This is a genomic window from Streptomyces sp. ISL-43, assembly GCF_018614195.1.
Lineage (GTDB): Bacteria > Actinomycetota > Actinomycetes > Streptomycetales > Streptomycetaceae > Streptomyces.
In genome coordinates this window covers 1-22,604 of sequence record NZ_JAGGOT010000071.1, presented here as the reverse complement: position 1 = coordinate 22,604, position 22,604 = coordinate 1, and the positions used below count along the sequence as shown (strand labels likewise).

General features: G+C 72.6%; 16 protein-coding genes and 3 pseudogenes. 7 read left to right on the top strand and 12 right to left on the bottom strand.

Going from position 1 to position 22,604, the window contains the following annotated elements:
• Positions 1-12: 12 nt before the first annotated feature.
• Positions 13-960: a homocysteine S-methyltransferase gene (mmuM, locus tag J7F03_RS33980; RefSeq protein WP_214956394.1), complete on the bottom strand. Its 948-nt coding sequence runs from the start codon at positions 958-960 to the stop codon at positions 13-15.
• A 16-nt stretch (positions 961-976) separates the two neighbouring features.
• Positions 977-1,900 (bottom strand): LLM class F420-dependent oxidoreductase, encoded by a 924-nt coding sequence (locus J7F03_RS33975; RefSeq protein ID WP_214956392.1) that lies wholly within the window; start codon positions 1,898-1,900, stop codon positions 977-979.
• A gap of 201 nt (positions 1,901-2,101) precedes the next feature.
• Between J7F03_RS33975 and J7F03_RS33970 the strand changes: the two genes are divergently transcribed.
• Positions 2,102-2,380, top strand: coding sequence for a hypothetical protein (locus tag J7F03_RS33970; protein WP_214956636.1), 279 nt, complete (start codon positions 2,102-2,104; stop codon positions 2,378-2,380).
• Between the two features lie 85 nt (positions 2,381-2,465).
• Here J7F03_RS33970 and J7F03_RS33965 read toward each other — a convergent pair whose 3' ends face one another.
• From J7F03_RS33965 to J7F03_RS33950, 4 genes are all read right to left on the bottom strand, one after another.
• A complete protein-coding gene (locus J7F03_RS33965) occupies positions 2,466-2,951 on the bottom strand; it encodes a DUF6099 family protein (protein ID WP_214956389.1) in 486 nt (161 codons plus the stop codon).
• A gap of 122 nt (positions 2,952-3,073) precedes the next feature.
• A complete protein-coding gene (locus tag J7F03_RS33960) occupies positions 3,074-3,484 on the bottom strand; it encodes a nucleotide pyrophosphohydrolase (protein ID WP_214956387.1) in 411 nt (136 codons plus the stop codon).
• Positions 3,481-4,704: an ATP-binding protein gene (locus tag J7F03_RS33955; RefSeq protein ID WP_374104430.1), complete on the bottom strand. Its 1,224-nt coding sequence runs from the start codon at positions 4,702-4,704 to the stop codon at positions 3,481-3,483. Before J7F03_RS33955 ends, J7F03_RS33960 begins: the two co-directional genes overlap by 4 nt.
• Positions 4,705-4,864: 160 nt before the next feature.
• Positions 4,865-5,260 carry a cell division protein SepF gene (locus J7F03_RS33950; protein ID WP_030154409.1) on the bottom strand — a complete coding sequence of 132 codons (396 nt, stop codon included), beginning with the start codon at positions 5,258-5,260 and terminating at the stop codon, positions 4,865-4,867.
• A 201-nt stretch (positions 5,261-5,461) separates the two neighbouring features.
• On the opposite strand from J7F03_RS33950, the gene J7F03_RS33945 reads away from it, so the two are divergent.
• Positions 5,462-6,163: a DUF2470 domain-containing protein gene (locus J7F03_RS33945; RefSeq protein WP_214956385.1), complete on the top strand. Its 702-nt coding sequence runs from the start codon at positions 5,462-5,464 to the stop codon at positions 6,161-6,163.
• A 95-nt stretch (positions 6,164-6,258) separates the two neighbouring features.
• Positions 6,259-7,179, top strand: coding sequence for an NADP-dependent oxidoreductase (locus J7F03_RS33940; RefSeq protein WP_214956383.1), 921 nt, complete (start codon positions 6,259-6,261; stop codon positions 7,177-7,179).
• Between the two features lie 84 nt (positions 7,180-7,263).
• On the opposite strand, the pseudogene J7F03_RS33935 reads toward J7F03_RS33940, so the two are convergent.
• Positions 7,264-8,154: pseudogene (locus J7F03_RS33935) on the bottom strand (NtaA/DmoA family FMN-dependent monooxygenase); the annotation flags it as partial.
• Positions 8,150-9,046: pseudogene (locus J7F03_RS33930) on the bottom strand (TauD/TfdA dioxygenase family protein); the annotation flags it as partial. The pseudogenes J7F03_RS33935 and J7F03_RS33930, both read right to left, overlap by 5 nt.
• Positions 9,047-9,766: 720 nt before the next feature.
• Between J7F03_RS33930 and J7F03_RS33925 the strand changes: the two are divergent.
• From J7F03_RS33925 to meaB, 3 genes are read left to right on the top strand one after another with little or no spacing between them, the layout of a single operon-like run.
• Positions 9,767-11,623 carry a methylmalonyl-CoA mutase family protein gene (locus J7F03_RS33925; RefSeq protein ID WP_214956381.1) on the top strand — a complete coding sequence of 619 codons (1,857 nt, stop codon included), beginning with the start codon at positions 9,767-9,769 and terminating at the stop codon, positions 11,621-11,623.
• Entirely contained in the window at positions 11,620-13,818 is a 2,199-nt protein-coding gene (gene scpA, locus J7F03_RS33920) for a methylmalonyl-CoA mutase (protein ID WP_214956379.1), read from the top strand. Before J7F03_RS33925 ends, scpA begins: the two co-directional genes overlap by 4 nt.
• A gap of 10 nt (positions 13,819-13,828) precedes the next feature.
• Entirely contained in the window at positions 13,829-14,812 is a 984-nt protein-coding gene (gene meaB, locus J7F03_RS33915) for a methylmalonyl Co-A mutase-associated GTPase MeaB (RefSeq protein WP_214956376.1), read from the top strand.
• A 166-nt stretch (positions 14,813-14,978) separates the two neighbouring features.
• Here the strand turns inward: meaB and J7F03_RS33910 are convergent, their stop codons facing one another.
• A complete protein-coding gene (locus J7F03_RS33910) occupies positions 14,979-15,980 on the bottom strand; it encodes an asparaginase (RefSeq protein WP_214956374.1) in 1,002 nt (333 codons plus the stop codon).
• A 127-nt stretch (positions 15,981-16,107) separates the two neighbouring features.
• Between J7F03_RS33910 and J7F03_RS33905 the strand changes: the two genes are divergently transcribed.
• On the top strand, positions 16,108-16,563 hold the full coding sequence (locus J7F03_RS33905) for an Lrp/AsnC family transcriptional regulator (protein WP_214956372.1): 456 nt from the start codon (positions 16,108-16,110) through the stop codon (positions 16,561-16,563).
• On the opposite strand, the gene J7F03_RS33900 is transcribed toward J7F03_RS33905, so the two are convergent.
• The 3 genes and pseudogenes from J7F03_RS33900 to J7F03_RS33890 all read right to left on the bottom strand — a co-directional run.
• Positions 16,529-21,277 carry a caspase family protein gene (locus J7F03_RS33900; protein WP_214956370.1) on the bottom strand — a complete coding sequence of 1,583 codons (4,749 nt, stop codon included), beginning with the start codon at positions 21,275-21,277 and terminating at the stop codon, positions 16,529-16,531. The two genes, J7F03_RS33905 and J7F03_RS33900, sit on opposite strands and share 35 nt — an antisense overlap.
• The gene (locus J7F03_RS33895; RefSeq protein WP_214956368.1) at positions 21,277-22,182 is read right to left on the bottom strand and encodes a GPI inositol-deacylase; all 906 of its coding nucleotides are present in this window, start codon (positions 22,180-22,182) and stop codon (positions 21,277-21,279) included. Before J7F03_RS33895 ends, J7F03_RS33900 begins: the two co-directional genes overlap by 1 nt.
• Positions 22,183-22,428: 246 nt before the next feature.
• Positions 22,429-22,572 (bottom strand): annotated as a pseudogene (locus J7F03_RS33890) (hypothetical protein); the annotation flags it as partial.
• Positions 22,573-22,604: the final 32 nt, after the last annotated feature.

Below are 22,604 nucleotides of genomic sequence, written 5' to 3'. Positions count from 1 at the left end.
CCCGCAGGCCGTCTAAGCCGTCGCTTGCGGATCCTGCCGGGGCGTCGCGCCGGCCGCGGCGAGGGCCGCGATGCGGTCCGGGCCGATCCGGCAGCAGCCTCCGACGAGGCGGGCCCCGGCCCGCCGCCAGTCGGCCGTGGGCCAGGGGACCGTGGTGGCCGGGGACCGCCAGGTCCCGGTGGCGGGCTCCCAGACCGAGCCGTCGTTGGGGTAGGCCACCAGCGGCTTCCCGGTGACGGCCGCCGCGGCTTCGAGGGCGGGCAGCACCTCCGCGGGGTCGCAGCAGTTGACGCCGACCGCGATGACATGCGGGGACTCGGCGGCCAGGGCGAAGGCCTCCGACAGCGGCCCGCCGGCCCGGGTACGCCCGTCCGCCACCGTGTAGCTCAGCCACGCACGGGCGCCCGTCTCCGCGAGGACCGCGAGCAGGGCCTGCGCCTCGACGGCGTCCGGGACCGTCTCCAGGGCCAGTACGTCCGGCCCCTCGGTCAGCAGCGCCTCGAGGCGGGGGCGGTGGAAGGCCGCCAGCTCCCGCACGCTCAGCCCGTACCGGCCCCGGTACTCGGAGCCGTCCGCCAGCACCGCCCCGTACGGGCCCACGGACGCGGCGACCCACACGTCGTGGTCCGCCGCCCGGGCCGCCCGGGCGGCGAGCCGCACGCTGCGGCGCAGCAGCGCCGTCGTGCGCTCCCGGCCGTAGCCGTGGCGGGCGAAGGCGGCGTAGCCCACCTGGTAGCTCGCGGTGATCAGCACTTGCGCGCCGGCCCGCGCGTAGGCGGCGTGCGCGGCCGCCACCTGGTCCGGCCGCTCGGCGAGGACCCGGCCCGTCCAGAGGCCGCCGGACAGGTCGCAGCCCTGGTCGGCGAGCTGGTTGCTCAGTCCGCCGTCCAGGAGCACGGCCTTGCCGCCGGGGCCGGGGCCGGTCAGGGCCTCGGCGAGCGGGCCGGACGCGCGGGGCACGGCTGCCGCTCCCGTCTCAGCCGAGCTGGGACAGGACCCGGGCCGAGATCAGCTCCAGGTGGTCCAGGTCGGCGAGGTCGAGCAGCTGGAGGTAGAGCCGGGAGGAGCCGACCGCCTCGTAGGCGCCGATCCGCTCCACCACCTCGGCCGGGGAACCCGCCAGGCCGTTGGCCTTGAGCTCGTCCACGTCCCGGCCGATGGCGGCGGCCCGCCGGGCCACCTCGGCGTCGTCCTTGCCCACGCACACGACGAGGGCGTTGGAGTAGACGAGGTCGTCGGCCTTGCGCCCGGCTTCCTCCGCGGCCGCGCGGACCCGGCCGAACTGGCGCTCGCTGTCCGCGATCGAGGCGAACGGCATGTTGAACTCGTCGGCGTACTGCGCGGCGAGGCGCGGGGTGCGCTTCGCGCCGTGGCCGCCGATCAGGACGGGGATCTTGGCCTGGGCCGGCTTCGGCAGCGCCGGGGAGTTCTCCACCTGGTAGTGGGCGCCCTGGTAGTCGAAGGTGGCGCCGGGCGCGGTGGCCCACAGGCCGGTGACGATCGCCAGCTGCTCCTCCAGCCGGGCCAGGCGCTCCGCCGGGAAGGGGATCCCGTACGCCTTGTGCTCCTCCTCGAACCAGCCCGCTCCCAGGCCCAGTTCGATCCGGCCGCCGGACATCTGGTCGACCTGCGCGACCTGTATGGCGAGGACCCCGGGCAGCCGGAAGGTACCGGCCGTCATCAGCGTGCCCAGCCGGATGCGCTTGGTCTCGCGGGCCAGGCCGGCCAGCGTGATCCAGGCGTCGGTGGGACCGGGCAGTCCGTCGGCCGAGCCCATGCGCAGATAGTGGTCGGAGCGGAAGAAAGCATCGAAGCCCAGGCCCTCCGTGGCCTTGGCGACGCTCAGGAGGGTGTCGTAGCTCGCGCCCTGCTGGGGCTCTGTGAAGATACGGAGATCCATGCCTCCATCCTGCCCCGTCGACCCCGGCCGGGTGAATCTGAGTCCACCGGGCGGCCCACGGCCGCACCCGCCAGTGACCAGCCCGGATGGGGATCGTTGGCTCGGACGGAGCCGGACCGCCCGGCCCGCGCGCCGGCGGCCTTCGCCGGTGCGTCCACCGCCCCCTTCCGCCACGGAAGGGCCAGGGCCGAGGAGGCCGCCATGTCCCAGGAGTCCGCGCCGGAGACCCGCCGCCAGGACTGCCAGACCGGGCAGGCAGCACACGACAACGCACGCCAGGAGTCGGCGGTACCCGCCCAGGGCGACGCGCCGAAGGGCCTGCTGCAGCAGATGGAAGAGCTGATGGCGGCGCTGAACGCCGACCTCTCGCAGCTCGACGCCGACCTCCAGTCCTCCACGGACCGCAGCCCCGGCACGCCGCTGCCCCAGGGCGGACGCAGCCCGGAGAGCGAACACCGCCCGTCCTACCGGTCGCACTGACCGCACGGGTCCCGCCGCGCGCGGCGGGGCCCCACCCCAACTCCGGGGCAGCTCCCGCCTGAACCCGTGAGCGGTCCCGGGAGCCTCAGGCCACGCCGGACGCGGACCCCCGCTCGCGCACGGCAAGCCGGCGCAGGATCGCCCGCACCCGGTCGCTCGACTCGTCGGCCGCGTCTATCGACTCTATGCACTGCCAGTACAGACCCTCGTCGTCCGTACCGCAGGCGACCCCGACCAGCGCTATGCCCACTTCGCCCAGGAGCGCCTGCAGTCCGAGCAGCGCCTGCCGGACATCCACCACCCCGGTCAACTGCGCCGCTCGCGGCGGGAGATCGGGCGCGTAGCCCTCTCCGCGCAAAGCAGCCCGGTCGAGCACCCCGCAGCCTCTGCCCCCCGCTTCACCCAGCCCCCGCGCCTCCGATCTCAGCTCCGGCGGCCCGGTGACCGCCAGCCAGCTCCCTATGCCCTGCGCGAGGGCCTGCGCCTGCCAGGCCTCGCCCACGATGTCCCACGCAGCCCCGCTCTGTGCCAGCGCGTGCCGGCCGGCTGCGATGAGCCGTACCGCGTCCATATGCCGTCCCCCGTCCGCACGACATCTTGCCGTTCTACCACTACCCAGAGTGAGGGCAACGGGCCGGTAAAGCCAGGGGTATTCGGAAATTGTGGACACAAACATGGTTGTGGATAACGCCATCACTCCGAAGAGTGACGGTCGGTCCCCGGAGCGCCCGGGACCGGGAACCGCAGCTCGTTCCGCTCGATCTTCGCGGCGAGCGCATCCAGCACATCGACCCCGAGAACCTCACAGAACTGCAGCAGATAGGCCAGCACATCGGCCACCTCATCGGCCACTCTGTGTGCGCTCTCGGGCTTCTCCATGACCCTCGCCGACTGTTCCGGCGTCAGCCACTGGAAGATCTCGACCAGTTCGGCCGCCTCCACGCTCAGCGCCACCGCAAGGTTCTTGGGCGTGTGGTAAGGCTCCCACCCGCGCGCCGCCGCGAAGTCGGCGAGCCGCCGCTGCAGCCGGTCGATCCGCTCCTCGGGCCGCTCCGCCCGCTGCTCCCCGGCGCGCCCGACGGAAATGTCACGTTCCTCGTTCATGCGCCCAGGTCTACCACCGAGACGCCCTCGACCCCCCGGGCGGCCTCCGCGCACGCCTCGCCCGCCGCGGCCGTCAGCCGGACCTGCCCGCGCCCGCACGCCAGTACGGCCAGCCGCAGCAGCTCGGCGGTCTGCCGCCGGTCCAGGTCCCGGTCGAAACCGTCGGCGACCACGGCCAGCGCCTGCCGGGCGGACAGCAGTTCGGCGGCCGGGTCCATGGCCAGCACCCCCGGCCCGGTCAGCAGCACCAGCGCGAGGGCCAGGAAGCGCAGTTCGCCCGCGCCGAGCCGGGCCAGCTCGGTCGCGGGCCGGGCGGAGCCGCGGTCCAGCAGGCCGGTGACCGGGCCGTCCTCAGGGGCCCGTACGTCCAGCCCGGCCACCCACCCCGCGCACCCGGTGCGGGCGGCCTCCGTCAGCAGCCCGTAGCGGGTGCCGCACTCCAGCCGGGTCCGGCGCAGTACGTCGGCCAGGTTGGCGCAGTCGCCCAGCAGCCGCCCCTCCCCCGGCGCCACCGGCTCCCGCATCCGCTCCGGGCGCGGATCGCAGGGGAACACCGAGCGCAGCGCGACGACCACCTGCTCGGCTGCGGCCAGCACCCGGCGCTGCCCGTCCGTGGCGCCGGCCACCCGCAGCGGGAGCAGAGCCGTGCCGAGCCGGTCGTCGGGGAGCGGGGCCCTGGTGACCCCGATGGCCCCGCCGGTCAGCCAGGCCGCCTGGACGGACCGTCGCCCGGGGTCGCGCAGGGCGGTGCCGAGCAGGATCTGGCCGTCCGCCGAGAGCCGTTCCCCGACGATCCTCAGGGTGGGCTCCGCCTGGACGGCGAGGTCGAGCCGCACCGGCCCGGCGGGGCCGTCGACCGTGCAGCCGATCCGGAACCCCCGCCGCCGCTCGGCGTCGGGCACGGCGCGGTCGGGGATCCGGGCCCGCGGCTCGGGAAACACCTCATCGAGCGTCGCCCCGCCGCCCAGCGCGGCCAGCGCCCCGTACGCCTCCAGCACCTGCGACTTGCCGCTCCCGCTCGGCCCGGCGAAGAGCGTGACCGGCCCCAGCGCGAACCGGGCCCCGCGGTGCGCCCCGTAGGCGGAGAGCCGCAACTCGGTGACGACGGGCCGCAGATACGGCCCCCCGGCGGCAGGCCCGGCGGCCGCCGGGGTCAAGCCCCGCGCGGCGCGCGCGGCGGCCACGAGGTGCGCGCCGGGCGCGGCGGATACCGGGGGCACAACCGATACAGCGGGCGCCACCGATGCGGCGGAAGCGGCGGGCGCAACAGGTGCGGCGGAAGCGGCGGTCGGGGCCGAGGCAGGCGGGGTCATGCGCGGGACGGTACGGCCCGGCGGACCCCCCTGGGGTCCGGCGAACCGTTCCGCCCGCGAGACCTTCCTACGATCGGGGGACGGCCGCGGCCGCGATCCCCTCCACCTCGGTGCCCACGGGCGCCAGCAGGAAGACGTTCCGGTCGACCCGGTGCATCCCGCTGCCCAGCCCGAAGACCACACCGCTGCTGAAGTCCAGGATCCGCTTGGCCACTTCGCCGTCCGCGCCCGTGAGGTCCAGGAGCACCGGGATCTGCGCGATCAGGTACTCCGCCACCTCCCGCGCGTCCGCGAAGACCTGGACGCGGATCACCACGAAGCGCCGCTGCTCCGCCGCGGACGCCCCCGGCGCCGTGGGGATCGTGCGGTGGTCCACCCGGGAGGGCCACTCGTTGCGACTGCGCAGGGGGACCACCTGCGCGAGCCCCTCCCACTGCTCGTCGGTGACGTCGTACCTGCTCACCGGGCCGCCCCGGCCCTGCGCTTCATGTGCATCCCCCCATCCTCTCGTGTTTCACCCGTTCAGCCCAACACCGACACGAGCTGTCCGGCACGCCCGGGTCGGCTACCCACCACCCTCCAAATAAGTTAGGTTAGGCATACCTAAGTACGCACCGCATCGCCACTCGCACTCGCACTCGCACTCGGGACGACGGAGACACACATGCACCTGCCCATGCCCACCGACGCCGAGCGGGTCCGGTCCATCCTGGCCGCCGCCCATTCCATGACCGTCGTCACCGACGGGCTGCGCACGGAGGTCCGCCACCTCGACGGCACCGACCCGCTCGGCCGGCTCCACCTGCACCCCGCCGAACTAGGCGGCCACGGCGAGCACCGGCCCGCGATCCGCCTGGAGTTCACCGACGTCGCCCCCACGCCCGTACGGGACCGCGTGCGCGCCCGCGTCACCCTGACCGGACGCCTCCTCACCCCTTACTCCGACGAGGGCGCTGACTCCACCTGCGTCGAGTTCGGACAGGCCGTCCTCGAAACCTCCGACGGCACCCGCTCGTACGTCGGTCTCGACGAGCTGGACGCGGCCCGCCCCGACCCCCTGGCCCCGTACGAGGCCGGCATGCTCACCCACCTCCTCGACGACCACGCCGAACTGGTCACCCTCCTCCTGCGCCTGGTCCGGCCGAGGCCGGCCGAGCAGTCCGAGCAGTCCGCCCTCCTGCGCGCCCTGCCGGTCGCCATGGACCGGTACGGGATCACCCTGCGGCTGGAGGAACGACGCGGCCACCGCGACGTACGGATCGCCTTCCCCTCCCCGCTCGACGACGTGGAGCAGTCCGGGGCGCAGATCCAGGCCCTGTTCAGCGCGGCCCGCCGCCGCTCGCACCGCAACACCCTCCCCGCCTGAGCCCGCCCCGGCACCCCTTCCAGGAACGGGAGATTCCGGAAGAAAGGTCGTCCCGGCCCGGAATACCCCCCTTGGGCCGCCCGTTGGGGACGATCATGAAGGCAATCACGTACACCGCATACGGAACCTCCGACACCCTGGGGCTCGTTGACGCCCCGGAGCCCAAGGTCGGCCCGGGCGACGTCCTCGTCCGCGTCAAGGCGGCCGGCGTGAACCCGGTGGACTGGAAGCTCGCCGCCGGTTACCTCGACTCGGTCCTCGAAGTCCGCTACCCGGTCATACCCGGCTGGGACGTGGCCGGCGTCGTCGAGGCGGTCGGCCCGGACACCTTCGACTACGCCGTCGGCGACGAGGTGTACGGCTACGTCCGCAAGGAGTGGGTGGAGCTCGGCACTTACGCCGAGCTGGTCGCCGCCCCCGTCCGCACCCTCGCCCGCAAGCCGCGCGAGCTGACCTTCGAGCAGGCCGCGGGCATCCCGCTGGCCGGGCTCACCGCCTACCAGTCGCTCACCCGCGCGGGCCTGGTGGCCGGCGAGACCGTGCTCATCCACTCCGCTGCCGGCGGCACCGGCTCCTTCGGCGTGCAGATCGCCGTCGCGCTCGGCCTGCGCGTCATCGGCACGGCGGGCGAGCACAACCACGACTACCTGCGCTCGCTGGGCGCCGAGCCGGTCCTGTACGGCGAGGGCCTCGCCGACCGGGTCCGCGCGCTGGCCCCCGAAGGCGTGCACGCGGCCCTCGACTTCTTCGGGGACGACGTCATCGCCACCCTCCAGTCGCTGGTCAAGGAGCGGCACCGGGTGGTCTCCATCGCCGACTACACGGCGGCCGCCCAGGGCGCGCACCAGCTGTGGGTCCGCCCGGACACCGCCGACCTGACCTTCCTCGCCAAGCTCGCGGACGAGGGCGCGCTCACGGTCAACGTGGAGCACGCGCTGCCGCTCGCCGAGGCGGCGAAGGCCTGGGAGCTCAGCGCCGCCGGCCGCACCCGCGGCAAGATCGTCCTGACGGTCTGAGGACGGCGGCAGGCGAGGGCCGGCCGGGAAGGGGTGACGCGGCCGGCCCGCCGCCGCCGACGAGCACGTCGGTGACGTGATCGCTCACGCGGTGGCCCCGGCGTAGCGGTTGGCGGGGCGCGCCAGCCCGTGGTTCTCGCGCAAGGTCCGGCCGGCGTACTCGGTGCGGAAGAGGCCGCGGCGCTGGAGGATCGGCACGACCTGGTCGACGAAGTCGGTGAGGCCGGTGGGCAGGACGGGCGCCATGATGTTGAAGCCGTCGGCGGCGCCCCGGGTGAACCACTCCTCCAGCTGGTCGGCGATCTGCTCGGGCGTCCCGGCGAAGACGCGGTGGCCCCGGCCGGCGCCGAGGCGGGCTATCAGCTCGCGCAGGGTGAGGCCGTCGCGGCGGGCGAGCTCGGCGACGAGCGTGAAACGGCTCTTGTTGCCGTTGATGTCCCGCTCCTCGGGGAGCTCGGGCAGCGGGCCGTCGAGCGGCAGCCCGGTGAGGTCGGTGCCGAGCATCCCGGAGAGCTGGGCGAGCCCGTACTCCGGAACCTGCAGGTCGGTGAGCTCCTGTTCCAGGGCCTTGGCCTCGGCCTCGGTGGAGCCGATGACGGGTGCGATGCCCGGCAGGACGAGGAGGTCACCCTCGGCGCGGCCGTACTTGGCGAGCCGCGACGTGAGGTCCTTGTAGAAGGTCTGGCCGTCGGCCAGGGTCGGCTGGGCGGTGAAGACGGCCTCGGCGTACTGGGCGGCGAACTCCTTGCCGTCCTCGGAGGAGCCGGCCTGGACCAGGAGCGGGTGCCCCTGCGGGGAACGGGGGACGTTGAGCGGGCCGGCCACGCCGAAGTACTCGCCCCGGTGGGCGGCGGGGTGGAGCTTGTCGGTGTCGGCGTAGATGCCGCGCTCCTTGTCGAGGACGACCGCGTCGTCCTCCCAGCTGTCCCAGAGCTTGGCGGCGACGTCGAGGAACTCGCGGGCGCGGTCGTAGCGGGACGTCCCCGTCGACCGTCACGCGGCGCAGCGTGCGCTCGTGGTCGTCGGAGTCGTCGACGCCGTAGTGCTGGGTGGCGCGGTTGTCCCAGATCGCGACGTCACCGGCCTGCCACTGCCAGCGGACGGTGTTCTCGGGGCTCTCGATGTGGGCCTGGAAGAGGTCCTGGAGCAGGCGCGAGTCCCGACCGGCGAGGCCGCTGATCCGCTGGACGAAGTTGCCGAGCAGCAGGGTGCGTCCGCCGGTCTCGGGGTGGACGCGGACCACCGGGTGCTCGGTGAGGAACGTGGTGGAGGTGAACACCTCGCGGTACTGGGCGAGCGCCTCGGGCAGCGCGTCGGGCTTCAGCGCCGCGTAGTCGTACTCGTTGGAGTGCACGGCGCGCAGGCTGTCGGCCAGGGCGCGCAGCGGCTCGGGGAGGGCGGCGTACGCGGCGGCCGTGTTGGCCCACAGGGTGTCGCCCCCGTACGGCGGGATGGTGACGGCGCGCAGGACGGAGAAGGCGGGGTAGGCGGGGTAGGCGGGGACGAAGGTGACGTCCGTGTGCCACTGGTTGGCGCGGGCTCCGTGGCGGGAGTCGATGCCGAGCGCGTAACGCCCGTCGGCGGACGGGACGGTGGGGTGCGCGACGGGCGCGCCGAGGAGCTGGGCGAAGGCCTCGTGGCCGGCTTCGTCGAGGTGGTCCTGCCCGCGGAGGAAGACGACCTTGTGGGCGAGCAGCGCGGCCCTGATCCCGGCGACGGCCTCGCCCCCGAGCTCACCGCCGAGACGGACTCCGGCGATCTCGGCGCCTATCCGGCCGCCGATCTTGGTGACGGTGATGTCGGTACGGGTGGCGGTGGTGCGGGTGGCGGTGGTGCGGGTGGCGGTGGTGCGGGTGGCGGTGGTCATGGTGGCTCCTTGTGTATTTCCGCGGCGGAGGAAATGGAGGTGGCGAAGAAAGGCAGCACGGAGAACGGAGGTACGGGCGCGAGGCGGCGAAGCCGGAAAGAGGGGGGCCACAGGCCGGCGAAGAGGAGGTCGCGGCCCGCTCACGAGGGACCGCGACCGGCCCGGGGCACTCCCGCACGGCGCGCGAACCGGGCAGCCGTCACCTCGTGCGCTCGTGCACGAGTGCACTCGGGAGACCAAGGGGAGGGCGAACGGGAGATCAAAGGCCGACGGAACCCCGGTCGGGGCGGGCGGCGCCTCTCAGGCGCGGCGGCGGGCCGGACAGCGGCCCTGACACTCGCCCGGCGCGGTACAGGAGCCGGGGGTGTGGAGCCGCGGGGCGAGGAGCTCGTTCGCGGACATGTCCCGGAGACTGCCAGCGCCCCCACCCCCGGTCAACCCCGCTCCATGCCCCGTCCGGCCACCCGAACGATCCTGCCCACACCCGCACTGACCTGCGTCTTCCTCCCACGGAGCCATCCAGCCCGCGGCCGAAACCCGTGGCGTGGGTAGGGGACCGGCCCCGCAGGACAGCGGACCACCCCCCGCACGCGGGCCCCCCGTACTCCCGGTAGCCCCCGCAACCCCGCTCTTTCGTGACCCCTCCCGTCTCACATGAGAGGGGGAGATCACATCCGGTGGTTATAGGCGCTCCCAGAGGACCCCCCTAACATTCGAGCCATGACGGTCCTGCCTGATGACGGGCTCTCCTTGGCCGCCGAGTTCCCTGACGCGACGCATGAGCAGTGGCAGCGCCTGGTAGAAGGCGTGCTGCGCAAGTCGGGCAAGGAAGTTTCCGGCGAGGCAGCGGAAGACGCGTTGTCCACGAAGCTAGAGGACGGGCTCACCACCCGCCCGCTGTACACCGCGCCCGAAACCGCGCCCGACACCGGTTTCCCCGGATTCGCACCCTTCGTGCGGGGCGGACGGGCCGAGGGCAACGCCGCCTCGGGCTGGGACGTCCGCCAGCGGATCGCCGGCACCGACCCCGTGCGGGTGAACGAGGCGGCTCTGGCCGACCTGGAGAACGGCACCACCTCGCTGTGGCTGGCCGTCGGCGACAACGGCATCCCGGCCGAGGGCCTGGCCCGCGCGCTGGAGGGGGTCTACCTCGACCTCGCGCCCGTCTCCCTCGAACCCGGGGCCCAATTCAACGACGCCGCCCGGGCGTTGCTCGCGCTGTACACCGAGCGCGCGGTGGCCCCCGAGGCCGCCCACGCCTCGCTCGGCGCCGACCCGCTGGGCCACGAGGCCCGTACGGGAGAGGCCCTGGACCTCGCCGAGGCCGCCGCCCTCGCCCGGGAGACGGCCGCCTGGCCCCACGTACGCGCCCTGACCGTCGACGCCCTGCCCTACCACGAGGCGGGTGGCAGCACCGCCGAGGAGCTGGGGCTCTCCCTGGCCACCGGTGTCGCGTACCTCCGCGCCCTGACGGAGGCCGGCCTCACCACGGAGGCGGCCTTCGGGCAGCTGGAGTTCCGCTACGCCGCGACCGCCGACCAGTTCCTCACCATCGCCAAGCTGCGCGCCGCCCGGCGCCTGTGGGCCCGGATCGCCGAGGCCTGCGGGACCCCCGCGGCCGGCGCCCAGCGCCAGCACGCCGTCACCTCGCCGGTGATGATGACCCGCCGCGACCCGTGGGTGAATATGCTGCGCACCACCGTCGCCTGCATGGCGGCGGGCGTGGGCGGCGCGGACGCGGTCAGCGTGCTCCCGTTCGACCAGGAGCTGGGCCTGCCCGACGCCTTCGCGCGCCGCGTCGCCCGCAACACCTCCACCATCCTGCTGGAGGAGTCCCACCTGGCCCGCGTGATCGACCCGGCCGGCGGCTCGTACTACGTCGAGCAGCTCACGGACGAGATCGCGCACGCCGCCTGGGAGTTCTTCCAGACCGTCGAGAAGGCGGGCGGCCAGGCCGCCGCCCTGCGCTCCGGCCTGGTCGCCGACCGCCTCGCCGCCACCTGGGCGGAGCGGTCCAAGAAGCTGGCCAAGCGCCGCGAACCGATCACCGGGGTCAGCGAGTTCCCGCTGCTCTCCGAGAAGCCGGTCGTACGCGAACCCGCGCCGGCCCCGCTCACCGGCGGACTGCCCCGCGTCCGGCGCGACGAGGCGTACGAGGCCCTGCGCGCCCGCAGCGACGCGCACCTGGCGGCGACGGGCGCCCGGCCCACCATCTTCCTGGCGGCCCTGGGCCCGGCGGCCGCGCACACCGGCCGCGCCACCTTCGCCTCCAACCTGTTCCAGGCGGGCGGTGTCACCCCGGTGCACGACCCGGTGTCGGTGACCCCGCAAACGGCGGCGGCGGCGTACACGGCGAGCGGCGCGGACGGCATGGCCGTGCTGTGCTCCAGCGACGCGCTGTACGAGGAGCAGGCCGAGGCCGTGGCCGCGGCCCTGCGCGCGGCGGGCGCGACGACCGTGTTCCTCGCGGGCAAGCCCGGCACCGCCGCGGCGGCCGTGGACGAGTACGTCTTCGCCGGCTGCGACGCGGTCGCCGTGCTGTCCTCCGTACTCGACCGGATGGGAGTGCCGTCTTGAGCAGCACCGGGATCCCCGATTTCTCCGAACTCGCGCTGAACGGCGCGGCCGGGGGTGGCGCGGCGTCCGAGGACCAGTGGCGCACGGCGCTCAAGGAGTCCACCGGCTCCGGCGCCGCCGAACTGCTGTGGGAGACGCCCGAGGGCATCGGCGTCCAGCCGCTGTACACGGGCCGGGACCTGGAGGGCCTGGACTTCCTGCAGACGTACCCGGGCGTGGCCCCGTACCTGCGCGGCCCGTACCCGACGATGTACGTCAACCAGCCCTGGACGATCCGGCAGTACGCGGGCTTCTCCACGGCCGAGGAGTCCAACGCCTTCTACCGGCGCAACCTCGCGTCCGGCCAGAAGGGGCTGTCGGTGGCCTTCGACCTGCCGACGCACCGCGGCTACGACAGCGACCACCCGCGCGTGACGGGCGACGTCGGCATGGCGGGCGTGGCGATCGACTCGATCTACGACATGCGCCAGCTGTTCGACGGGATCCCGCTGGACAAGATGTCGGTGTCGATGACGATGAACGGCGCGGTGCTGCCGGTCCTCGCCCTCTACATCGTGGCGGCGGAGGAGCAGGGCGTCTCCCCCGACAAGCTCGCCGGGACCATCCAGAACGACATCCTCAAAGAGTTCATGGTCCGCAACACCTACATCTATCCGCCGAAGCCCTCGATGCGGATCATCTCGGACATCTTCTCCTTCACCTCGCAGAAGATGCCCCGGTACAACTCCATCTCGATCTCCGGCTACCACATCCAGGAGGCCGGGGCCACGGCCGACCTGGAGCTCGCGTACACCCTCGCCGACGGCGTGGAGTACCTACGGGCCGGCCAGGCCGTCGGGCTGAACGTGGACGCGTTCGCGCCGCGCCTGTCGTTCTTCTGGGCGATCGGCATGAACTTCTTCATGGAGGTCGCGAAGCTGCGCGCGGCCCGTCTGCTGTGGGCGCGCCTGGTCAAGCAGTTCGACCCGCAGAACGCCAAGTCCCTCTCCCTGCGCACCCATTCGCAGACCTCGGGCTGGTCGCTGACCGCCCAGGACGTCTTCAACAACGTGACGCGCACCTGCATCGAGGCGATGGCGGCCACCCAGGGCCACACCCAGTCGCTGCACACCAACGCCCTCGACGAGGCGCTCGCGCTGCCGACGGACTTCTCCGCGCGCATCGCCCGCAACACCCAGCTGCTGCTCCAGCAGGAGTCGGGGACCTGCCGCTCCATCGACCCCTGGGGCGGCAGCGCCTACGTCGAGAAGCTGACGTACGACCTGGCGCGCCGGGCCTGGCAGCACATCCAGGAGGTCGAGGCGGCCGGCGGCATGGCACAGGCCATCGACGCGGGCATCCCCAAGCTCCGGGTGGAGGAGGCCGCCGCGCGCACGCAGGCCCGTATCGACTCGGGCTGCCAGCCGGTGATCGGCGTCAACAAGTACCGGGTGGCCACCGACGAGCAGATCGACGTCCTCAAGGTCGACAACTCCTCGGTGCGCACCCAGCAGATCGCCAAGCTGCGGCGGCTGCGCGAGGAGCGCGACGAGGCGGTCACCCAGGACACCCTGCGGGCGCTGACGAACGCGGCGGAGCGCGGCGACGGCAACCTCCTGGCGCTCGCGGTGGACGCGGCGCGCGCGAAGGCGACGGTCGGTGAGATCTCGGACGCCCTCGAGAAGGTGTACGGGCGGCACGCGAGCCAGATCCGTACGATCTCGGGTGTGTACCGAACCGAGGCAGGCGAGTCCCCGTCCCTGGAGCGCACCCGCGCGCTCCTCGACCGGTTCGAGGAGGCGGAGGGCCGCCGTCCGCGCATCCTGGTCTGCAAGATGGGCCAGGACGGGCACGACCGAGGCCAGAAGGTGATCGCGACCGCCTTCGCCGACCTGGGCTTCGACGTGGACGTCGGCCCGCTGTTCCAGACCCCGGCGGAGGTGGCCCGCCAGGCCGTCGAGGCCGACGTGCACGTCGTAGGCGTCTCATCCCTCGCCGCCGGCCACCTGACCCTCGTACCGGCGCTGCGCGAGCAGCTGGCGGCGGAGGGCCGCGAGGACATCATGATCGTCGTGGGCGGGGTCATCCCGCCGGCGGACGTTCCCACGCTCCTGGAGATGGGGGCGACGGCGGTGTTCCCGCCCGGCACGGTCATCCCGGACGCGGCGCACGACCTGGTGACGCGGCTGGCCGCGAACCTGGGCCACGAGCTGTAGGCGGCCGCGGGTGCCGAAGATCGACGTTTCCGTTTACACGAAGGGCGTACTCGACGGGAAGCGCGCGTTCATCGCGCGCGCGATCACCCTCGTCGAGTCCACCCTGCCCGCGCACCGGGCCCTGGCCCAGAGCCTGTTGACGGAGCTCCTCCCCCACTCGGGGCGGGCGCGCCGGATCGGCATCAGCGGCGTGCCGGGCGTGGGCAAGTCCACGTTCATCGACGCGTTCGGCACGATGCTGACGGGGCTCGGCCACCGGGTGGCGGTCCTCGCGGTCGACCCCTCGTCCACCCGCACGGGCGGCTCCATCCTGGGCGACAAGACCCGGATGGAGCGCCTCGCCGTCGACCCGGCGGCCTTCGTCCGCCCCTCGCCCTCGGCGGGCACGCTGGGCGGGGTCGCGAAGGCCACCCGCGAGTCGATGATCGTGATGGAGGCGGCCGGCTACGACGTGGTCCTCGTCGAAACGGTCGGCGTGGGCCAGTCGGAGACCACGGTCGCCGGCATGGTCGACTCCTTCCTGCTCCTCTCCCTCGCCCGCACCGGCGACCAGCTCCAGGGCATCAAGAAGGGCGTCCTGGAACTGGCCGACGTCCTGGCGGTGAACAAGGCGGACGGCCCGCACGAGCGCGACGCGAAGTCGGCGGCGCGCGAACTGTCCGGCGCCCTGCGCCTGATGCACCCGGCCGACGCCGCGTGGACCCCGCCGGTCCTGACGTGCAGCGCCCGGGAGTCGACGGCCCTGGACGAGGTGTGGAACCGCCTGGAACAGCACCGCAAGCTGTTGGACGTGGACGGCCGCCTGAAGACCAAGCGCGCGGCCCAACAGGTGGAGTGGACCTGGTCGATGGTCCGCGACGAACTCCTGGAGCGCCTGCGCTCCAGCCCCGCCGTACGAGACCTGGCCCCCACCCTGGAATCAGCCGTCCGAGCGGGCACCCTCACCCCCACCCTCGCGGCACACCGCCTCCTGACGGCTTTCACGGACTCCTGACCCGCCAATCCTGACCCGCCAATCCAGCCCCGGCCTCTCCAGCCCCGCCGGCGTTTGAGGCGCGGGGCCGGGGGCGGAGCCCCGAGGCGGGTCCGGGGCGCAGCCCCGGGGAACGGAGGAAGGGCGGGGCGGGGAGCAAGCCCGCGCAGCGGCCACCCGCCAAGGGTCAGGCGGCGACCAACACCGGCCCACCCGCGGCCAACGCCTGCCGCAGCACCCGCGCGCGGTCCACCCCGTCCCCCGCGGCCAGCAGCGCCGCGAGCACCGCGATCCTCGCCTGAGGCGCACGCAGCGTCCCCGTCGGCACCGCCCCGGCCGCGACCAGGTCCACCGCCCCGCCGTGCGTGTAGATCTCCGTCACCGGCCCGGCGGCAACCCGCGTGGTCAGCGCCACCAGCACGCCCTCCGCGATCGCGGCCTTCACCGCGTCCACGATCTCCGGCGTCGCGTTCCCCGCGCCCGTGCCGACCAGCACGATGCCCCGCGCGCCCGCCGCCACGGCGGCGTTCAGCAGCACCGGGTCCCCGCTGGCGTGGTGCATCACGACGTCCACCCGCGGCGGAACCTCCGGCATCGCGGGCAGCGGCAGCGGCTCCGGACGCACCGGCGTGCGCAGCACGGTGACCTTCCCGAAACCGACCTTCCCCAACAGCTCCTTCGACGGGTCGGCGAAGGCGTCCAACGCCACCGCCTGCGCCTTGACCGTCCCGCGCGCCGCGTGCACACGCCCCGCGAAGGCGATCAGGACACCGAGCCCGCGCGTGGTCGCCGCGGTCAGCAGGGCATCGTAGAGATTGCCGGGACCGTCCCCGTCCGCCGCCCCCATGGGCCGCTGCGAACCGGTGAAGACGACCGACCGCTCGTCGTGGTGGTGCAGGTCGACGAAGAACGCCGACTCCTCCAGCGTGTCGGTGCCGTGCGTGACGACGACACCTTCCACCCCGGGGTCGGCGAGCACCTCGTGCACGGTCCGCAGCAAAGTCAGCTGGTGGGCGGTGGTCAACCGAGGACTGTTCACACTAAAAAGATCGACAACCTCGACGGTGACGCCTTCGGGCAGCGGCGCGGTCGCCATGACCTCGGCCCCGTCGGCGTCGGCCGCGAAACCGGAACCCTGCCAGCGACTGGCTATGGTCCCGCCGGTGCTGATGACGACGATGCGTCCCATGACTGCCGCCCTCCCTTTCACACACTCCGCACATATTTTCTACAAACGGCAATAGTAGGCCGACCTACGCGCAACGCGATTGCGAATTCACCCCACACCCCCACCACTCATAGAGGATAATTGCGCCATGGACGCGATCGATCGAGAAATCTTGCGCGAGCTCCAGGCCGACGGCCGGCTCAGCAACCAGGAGCTGGCCCAGCGCGTGGGCCTGACCCCCTCCCCCTGCATGCGCCGGGTCCGCCAGCTCGAAGAGGACGGGATCATCCAGGGCTACCGCGCGGTGATCTCCCCCGAGGCGGTGGGCCGCGGCTTCGAGGTCCTGGTCTCCGTGGAGGTCCGCCGCGACCGTGAGGCCGTCGAAGCCTTCGAAGCGGCCCTCCAGGACATTCCCGACATCATCGAGGCCTACCGCCTCTTCGGCAGCCCCGGCTGCCTCCTGCGCATCGCGGTCGCAGACCTGCGCGCCTACGAACGCCTCTGGATCGAAAAGCTCACGGCCCTCTCGGGCGTCACGGAGGTCAACTCCCAGATCATCATGAAGCGCATCAAGGAACCGACGGGCCTCCCGGTCGGCTCCTGAGCACGCCGAGGCGCTCGCGCCAGCCGGCGGAGAGCCGGGGACGCAGGAACACGACTCCCTGCTGGGTCCCGACGGCGAGGTCGAGGAACGGGTTCCCGGGGAGCGCCCGGAGCGAGGTCACCAGAGCGGGCACGGGCGCGGACCACACCTTCTCGCAGCTCGGCAGATGGCACAGTGTCACGCCCCGCCCGTCACTGACCGCGACGAGGGCCTCGCCACTCGGGGCCGACCCGGTCCACAGCAGACGAGACGCCGGGACGGGAAGGCTCCGGGGTTCATCGGGGGTCGCGGGGTCCCAGACGGCAACGGGGGCTGGGTCCGCATCGTTCGACAAGGTCTGGTCGAGGTAGAGCAGGACCGGTCCGCCAGTCGACATGTCCGCCCAGCGAAGGAAGTAGGAATGCCCGGAGGTCAGGGTCCGGAATCCCGGGGTCCGGTGTCCCCCACCGGATTCGGTCGTTGTGCCGCGCGGCGGGTTGACCGCATGACGACGGTTCGTCTTGAGGTCGACAACCGACGTCGCGCCGTCCCGGCCGTGTTGTGCGACCCAGCGGGTCCCGGCCGCACCGTGGTCGGGCAGCAGGAGATGCACGTCGTGAGCGAGCTCGATTTCGCTCTGGTACGGAGCTCCCGTGGCGATATTCCACATACGGCCGGCCGTCGGACTTTCCGCCTGCCGGGCGTGCGTACCCGCGACTCCACCGGAGTCAGGACGACGGGCAGAGCGCCCGCCCACGCTGGACTCCCATTCCCGCATCGTCCTGGACCCCGTCATCAGCACCGCGTCCCCCGAGGTCATGGTGAACGCGGTCGAGCACACGTAGTCGTTCCCCGGGTCGGGCGTCCACGGGAGGTCCACCCAATCCGGTTTCTCTTCGGGACCATCCAAGAGACGGACGCGGGCGCGGACCACGTCGAACCCGACGAAGCGGGTCCGGGGCTGCATGCGCGTCGACGGGAGGAGTTGCCCTCTGACCCCTTCCCGGTGGCCGTGCAGCCAGTCGAAAGAGACGTTCTCGACGACGTCACCAGGTCGAACGCGATGCCAGACGCAGTGGGACACCGGCGAGGAATCCGGCCATCCGCTGAGGCCCGATGTCCTCTCCAGTTTCACGTGCCCCGTGTACTTCCAGGAGAGGGTGTGGAGCGTACCGTCCGGATCCTCGACGCAGTCCTCCTCCCGCGGGCAGTTCCCGAGAGCCACGCTCCGGGCGTACGAGCGGTGGTCGCCGTTCGCCGGATCGGTACGCAAAGCCGACTCGACCCGCCTGAAACGCCGACCGGATACGCCTACGACCGCGGCTGGATCCCGGGTCCAGGAGAGCAGACCCTCGATCTCGGGCGCGGAGAACCTCCCTTCAGTGGATACGGGTCGCGCCCCCGCGGTCCTTGCCTCATGCACTCCCCACGACCAGAGCCTGGCGGTGCCGTCGTTGCCGATGGCCAGGATGTCGGGACCAACAGCTCCCCCCGCGGCGATGAGACGCAAGCCGCAAACAGCGCCTTCGTGCCCGAGGAGGGGTAGGCCGATCGAGTCACCGGTGGCGCAGTCGACCACGGACAGGTGGACGCCGAACCCGTCTACCAGCGCGTAGAGCCGCCCATCGTGCAGCACCGGGGCCATGAGCATCGCGTGCGAGACGTCCTTGTCCTTCACCGCGATCCAGCCGGGAGGACTATTGAGGCGCGTGGTCAGCAACCTCTCGTGGTCCTGTGCCACGAACACGGGATCCTCGCCGCTGCCGTACGCGAAGCCGCTCTCCTGCCATGAGAAGCCGCCGAAAGGCATGGTTTTGATCTTCCTCGAACCCAGGTCGACGAGGTGCATCTCGACCCGGGCCACCGCTACGGCGGCAAGGGTTCCGCTCGGCCCCCGGATGTGATCCACCAACACCGGGCTCTTCAGGCCCTCCAGCAACACCGTCGTTCTCCGGTCCCCTTCGAGCGGATGCAGAACGACCCGGCCTCGTAGGCCGTCACAGGTGAGCAGACCGACGTGTCCCTCCGTGTCCTGGCCGAGACAGGCAGACGCCCTGAACTCGTCGTTCCAACTGCGGTTCCGGGGAGTAGGGCAGTCCACTTCGACGAGCGGCTCCGACGCGAGGATCGAGAAAGCCACCACGCTATCGGCGTTCCCGCAGACGACGACAGCGGTCCCGTCGGTGAGGAACCCGGCGTCGAAGAGCTGGTCGTACCCGGTGTCCGAGAGCGTCCGGGAAAGCGTTTGGTGCTCCACGTCCCACATCCGCAGCGTGCCCACGGCATCGAGGGTGACCACCTCCGAACGCCCTACCCGGTCGGTGAGCACGGCCAGTCCGACCACGTCCTCCGGGTGCGGAAGGATCGTCGACTGGGACGGATCGTCGAGCAGCCAGACATGCACGTGGGGTGAATGCGGAGGAGCCGCCAACACCACCCGGCCGCCCTTCCGGAGGACGAGATCCTCGATCTTCCAGTTCGGGTTGACCGACCTGATGGCGTACGCACCGCCCTCGTGGCGCCCGACCACCCGATGCGGGGTGATCCCGCGAGGCTCGACACGAACGTGCTCCAACGACGTCGAAAGCCCCTCGGCCTGGCGAGCCAGCCCGTGCTGCCCGTACGTCCCGGCCACGAACGCCAGCAGGCCGGCCGGGTCGGCGGTCTCGGGATCCCTGTCCGCGAGGAGGTAGCCGTAGCGTTCGACCGCCATCGACAGCAGCGGGGTCCGCTGCGCGTGCCGCACCGCCGGCACCAGCGTCGAGCGCTCCGCGCTGACGACGAACGACGCGTCCTCGATCAGATCGTCCAGGGCTCCCGAACCCGCCGCGTGGGTCGCCAGGTGGGCCCGCACATAAGGGTGGGCCCGAGGCCAGTCCCGGTCGGGGACCAGGCCCAGCAGGGTTTCGACGAAGCACTCCTGGACGTCCCCGAGATCTCGGTGCTTGAGCACCCGGCCCTTCATGTGGTCCGTCAGTTCCTGGTGGTACAGCCGGAAATACCGGGTCCCGTCCACCGAGGCGTGCGCCAGGTACGAGCCGTCCTCGTCCAGCAGCACGTCCACGTGCGCCTCCGTGAGCGGAAGGCCGGACAGCCGCGCCGCCACCCGCACCCAGATCTTGCGCGGCAGACCGTTGCCTTCCCCGAAGGCGAGAGCCGTGAGCAGCGCCATCGTCGAGCCGTAACGCTCCGCCGGCAGCCTCTGGAGATACGTCTCGAAGGCCCCGCCCACGTCGGAGGGGAGCTGCTCCGCCCAGCCCGGCACGGTGGTGTCGACGGGCCGGCCGCGCAGCAGCGCGCTCGCGGTCATGCGGGCGACGAGGAAGCAGCGTCCGGCCCGCCGGGCCACCTCTTCCGCGACCTGGCGTCCGATGTCGGGTTGGTCCCGGTACGGCGCGCCCGTGTCGCAGATGATCCGGGCGACGTACTCGGCCGTGTCCGTGTCGTCGGCGTACGTGCTGTCGTCGAGGTCGATGACCGGAACCCGGTCCCCGGTGTGGGGCAGCAGCTCGCGCCGCGAGCCGACCACGAGCCGGACGCAGGCGATTCCGGCGAGCGGGCGCAGCAGTTCCCAGGCGATGCGGCGTGCCTCCGCCTTGTCACCGCCCGGGCCGGCCTCGTCGAGCGAGTCGACGACGACGCGGAACGGCGTCCGGCGGTCGGCCAGGGCCGCGAACAAGGCAGCTGGACCCGCGGCCCGTACGTCCGCCGCGGCCGCGAGCCGCGCCACCAGTGCGTCCAGGGTCTGGTGGTGGGCGTTGACGGACGCGTCGGTGCAGCCGTCCAGGACCAAGCGGCCCAGTACGGCGGACTTCCCCGAACCAGGGTCCGCGGTGACGACGAGGACACCCGCGTCGCCCTCTCCCGCGAGATGCGCACGCGCCTCGCGAAGGGCCCGCTCCCGGCCCGTGAAGTACGAGCCGGGGTCGTACACCTGCTCCACCCCGCGCCCCCGCGGCTCGAAATGGGAGGAGAGGTCAGAGGCGTCGCCGCAGACACGCCCGACGGCGGTGACCTCGGCTCCGGGGTCGAACAAGGGGTTCGGGAAGAAAGGCGGCGGTTCCGACTGGTCCACGGAGGAGCACGCTGCCCGCTGTCGCAGCCCGGATGCCGTGAACGACCGGTTGACACGGTCCGCGATGGTCCCGGGCGCCAAGTAGCGCTGCGACGGGCCCTCACCTTGCCCGCATGCCTTCTCGAGTTCGGCGACGAAGGCCCCGTCGACCGCGGCGTCCCGATGGCGGGCGGAGGCGAGCAGCCAGGTGCCCGAGCCGAGCGCTTCACCACGTCCCCGGCCGGCCACGATGGTGTCGGTCACGGCGCCGATCTCGGCGCCGGCGGCCGCCGCGTGACAGGCGTCCACGACGAACAGCACGTTCCGCACGGGGGAGGTGGCGAGCACCTCGGCCAGGCTGGGCAGGGACAGCCAGGATCGCGGGCGTTGGTACGTGGTGTCCGCGCAGGCGAGCCGATAGTGCCCCGACGGTGCCCGGTTCCCGTGCCCGGCGTAGTACACGACGACCACGTCGTCGGCGGCGAGACCCGGGGCGCCGCACCAGTCGGACAGCGCGTCCTCGAAGTCGGCGGAGTCGGGATCCTCCGACACGGAGGCCAGCACCCTCTCGTACCCCATCGACCGGAAGAGCTCGACCACGTCCTCGACGTCACCGGGCACCAAGGGCAGTTCGGGATCCTCCCGGTAGTGACGCGTGCCGGCCGCGATGAGATAGCGCATCAGTCCGCCCGGGGCTCCCTCGCGAGCCCCGCCGCGATGGCCCGGCCCGTCTCGACGGCCGTCAGATAGCGCGTCGCGTCGTGCATGTGGCTGCCGTTGTGAACGGCCTCGTCGACCACGCCCGCGCCGTACGCGGGGCGCAGCTCCCGTACGACGGACACGATGTCCGTGGAGTCCGCGATGTTGGTCCAGCCCCGCAGCGGCTTCGGCCACACCGCGCGCCCCTCGCTCGGAGCGGGCTCGAGGCGGTCGAGGACCAGCGCGCGCATGCCCAGCGGGGAGCCGAGAGTGACCAGTGCGCGCACATCCCAATCGCCGTGGTGCGCCTCGTCGCAGAGCGTCTCGTAGGCGACGACCGAGCCGAGGGAGTGGGCGACGACGACCCGCGTCTCGGGTGTGATCCGCGCCGCCACTCTGGCCCGGGCCTCGCGCCGGACGTCGTCGTCCGAGAAGTACGCGGCCATCTGCTTGAGGCTCCCGATCAGCGCCCGGTCGAGGACTCCCCGCAGGAACACCGCGCCGGTGAGCGCGTCGAGCGCCGCCCGCACCGCGTTCACCCGCAGCGCCTGCGAGACCATCCAGCCTCCCGCACCGCGGGTCCCCGCCTCCGCCGGATCCGGCACCCCCGGGTCGGTCCGGGCCGCTTCGGCCCACCAGGCCATGAGGAGCCGGAACTCCTCCTCCGTCTCGACGTCGCCCGCGTCGTACGGCGGGTCCTGCCCGGACCGCGCGCCGGAGGGCCGGAACAGGTCGCCGTAGAACGCCACACCGACGTCGTCGGCCGCCGGGACCGGACCGCCCGCGAGCCGCACACCACCGAGCAGTTCGGGCACGACGTCCCGTGCGAGCGAGTCCTCGCTCAGATACTGCTTGCCCACCCCGTGCACAAAGACGACAGTGCTCAATGCCCCTCCCGCGTAAAGAGGACAAGCCTACGCGAGCAACTACCGCACGCTGCCGGGATGCTGACACCTCGCCGGAACGGCGAAGGACCGCCTTCGGGTCCGCGTCCCGGAACCGGGACACAGACCCGCGAACACCGGATCAGGCGCCGTCGCGGCACCGGCTCCAGGACCGCGACGCACTCCACGTGGTGCGTCATCGAGAAGGTGTCCATGTAAGGGCCACCTGACAACTGGCCAGGTCAGAGGTCATGCTCCCCGCAGGGCCGCCATCCCGGTCAGAGGTGGGGGAGCAGGACTGGCAGCGGCTACCGCCGCACGGTAGTCGTCGGCCGTGTAGTGCCACGGCATCTGCTGGTGCAGCGTCGTGGCGATGTGCAGGCCGCCCCAGACGAAGTCGCCGTGCTAGTGCTGCGCCGCGTTAG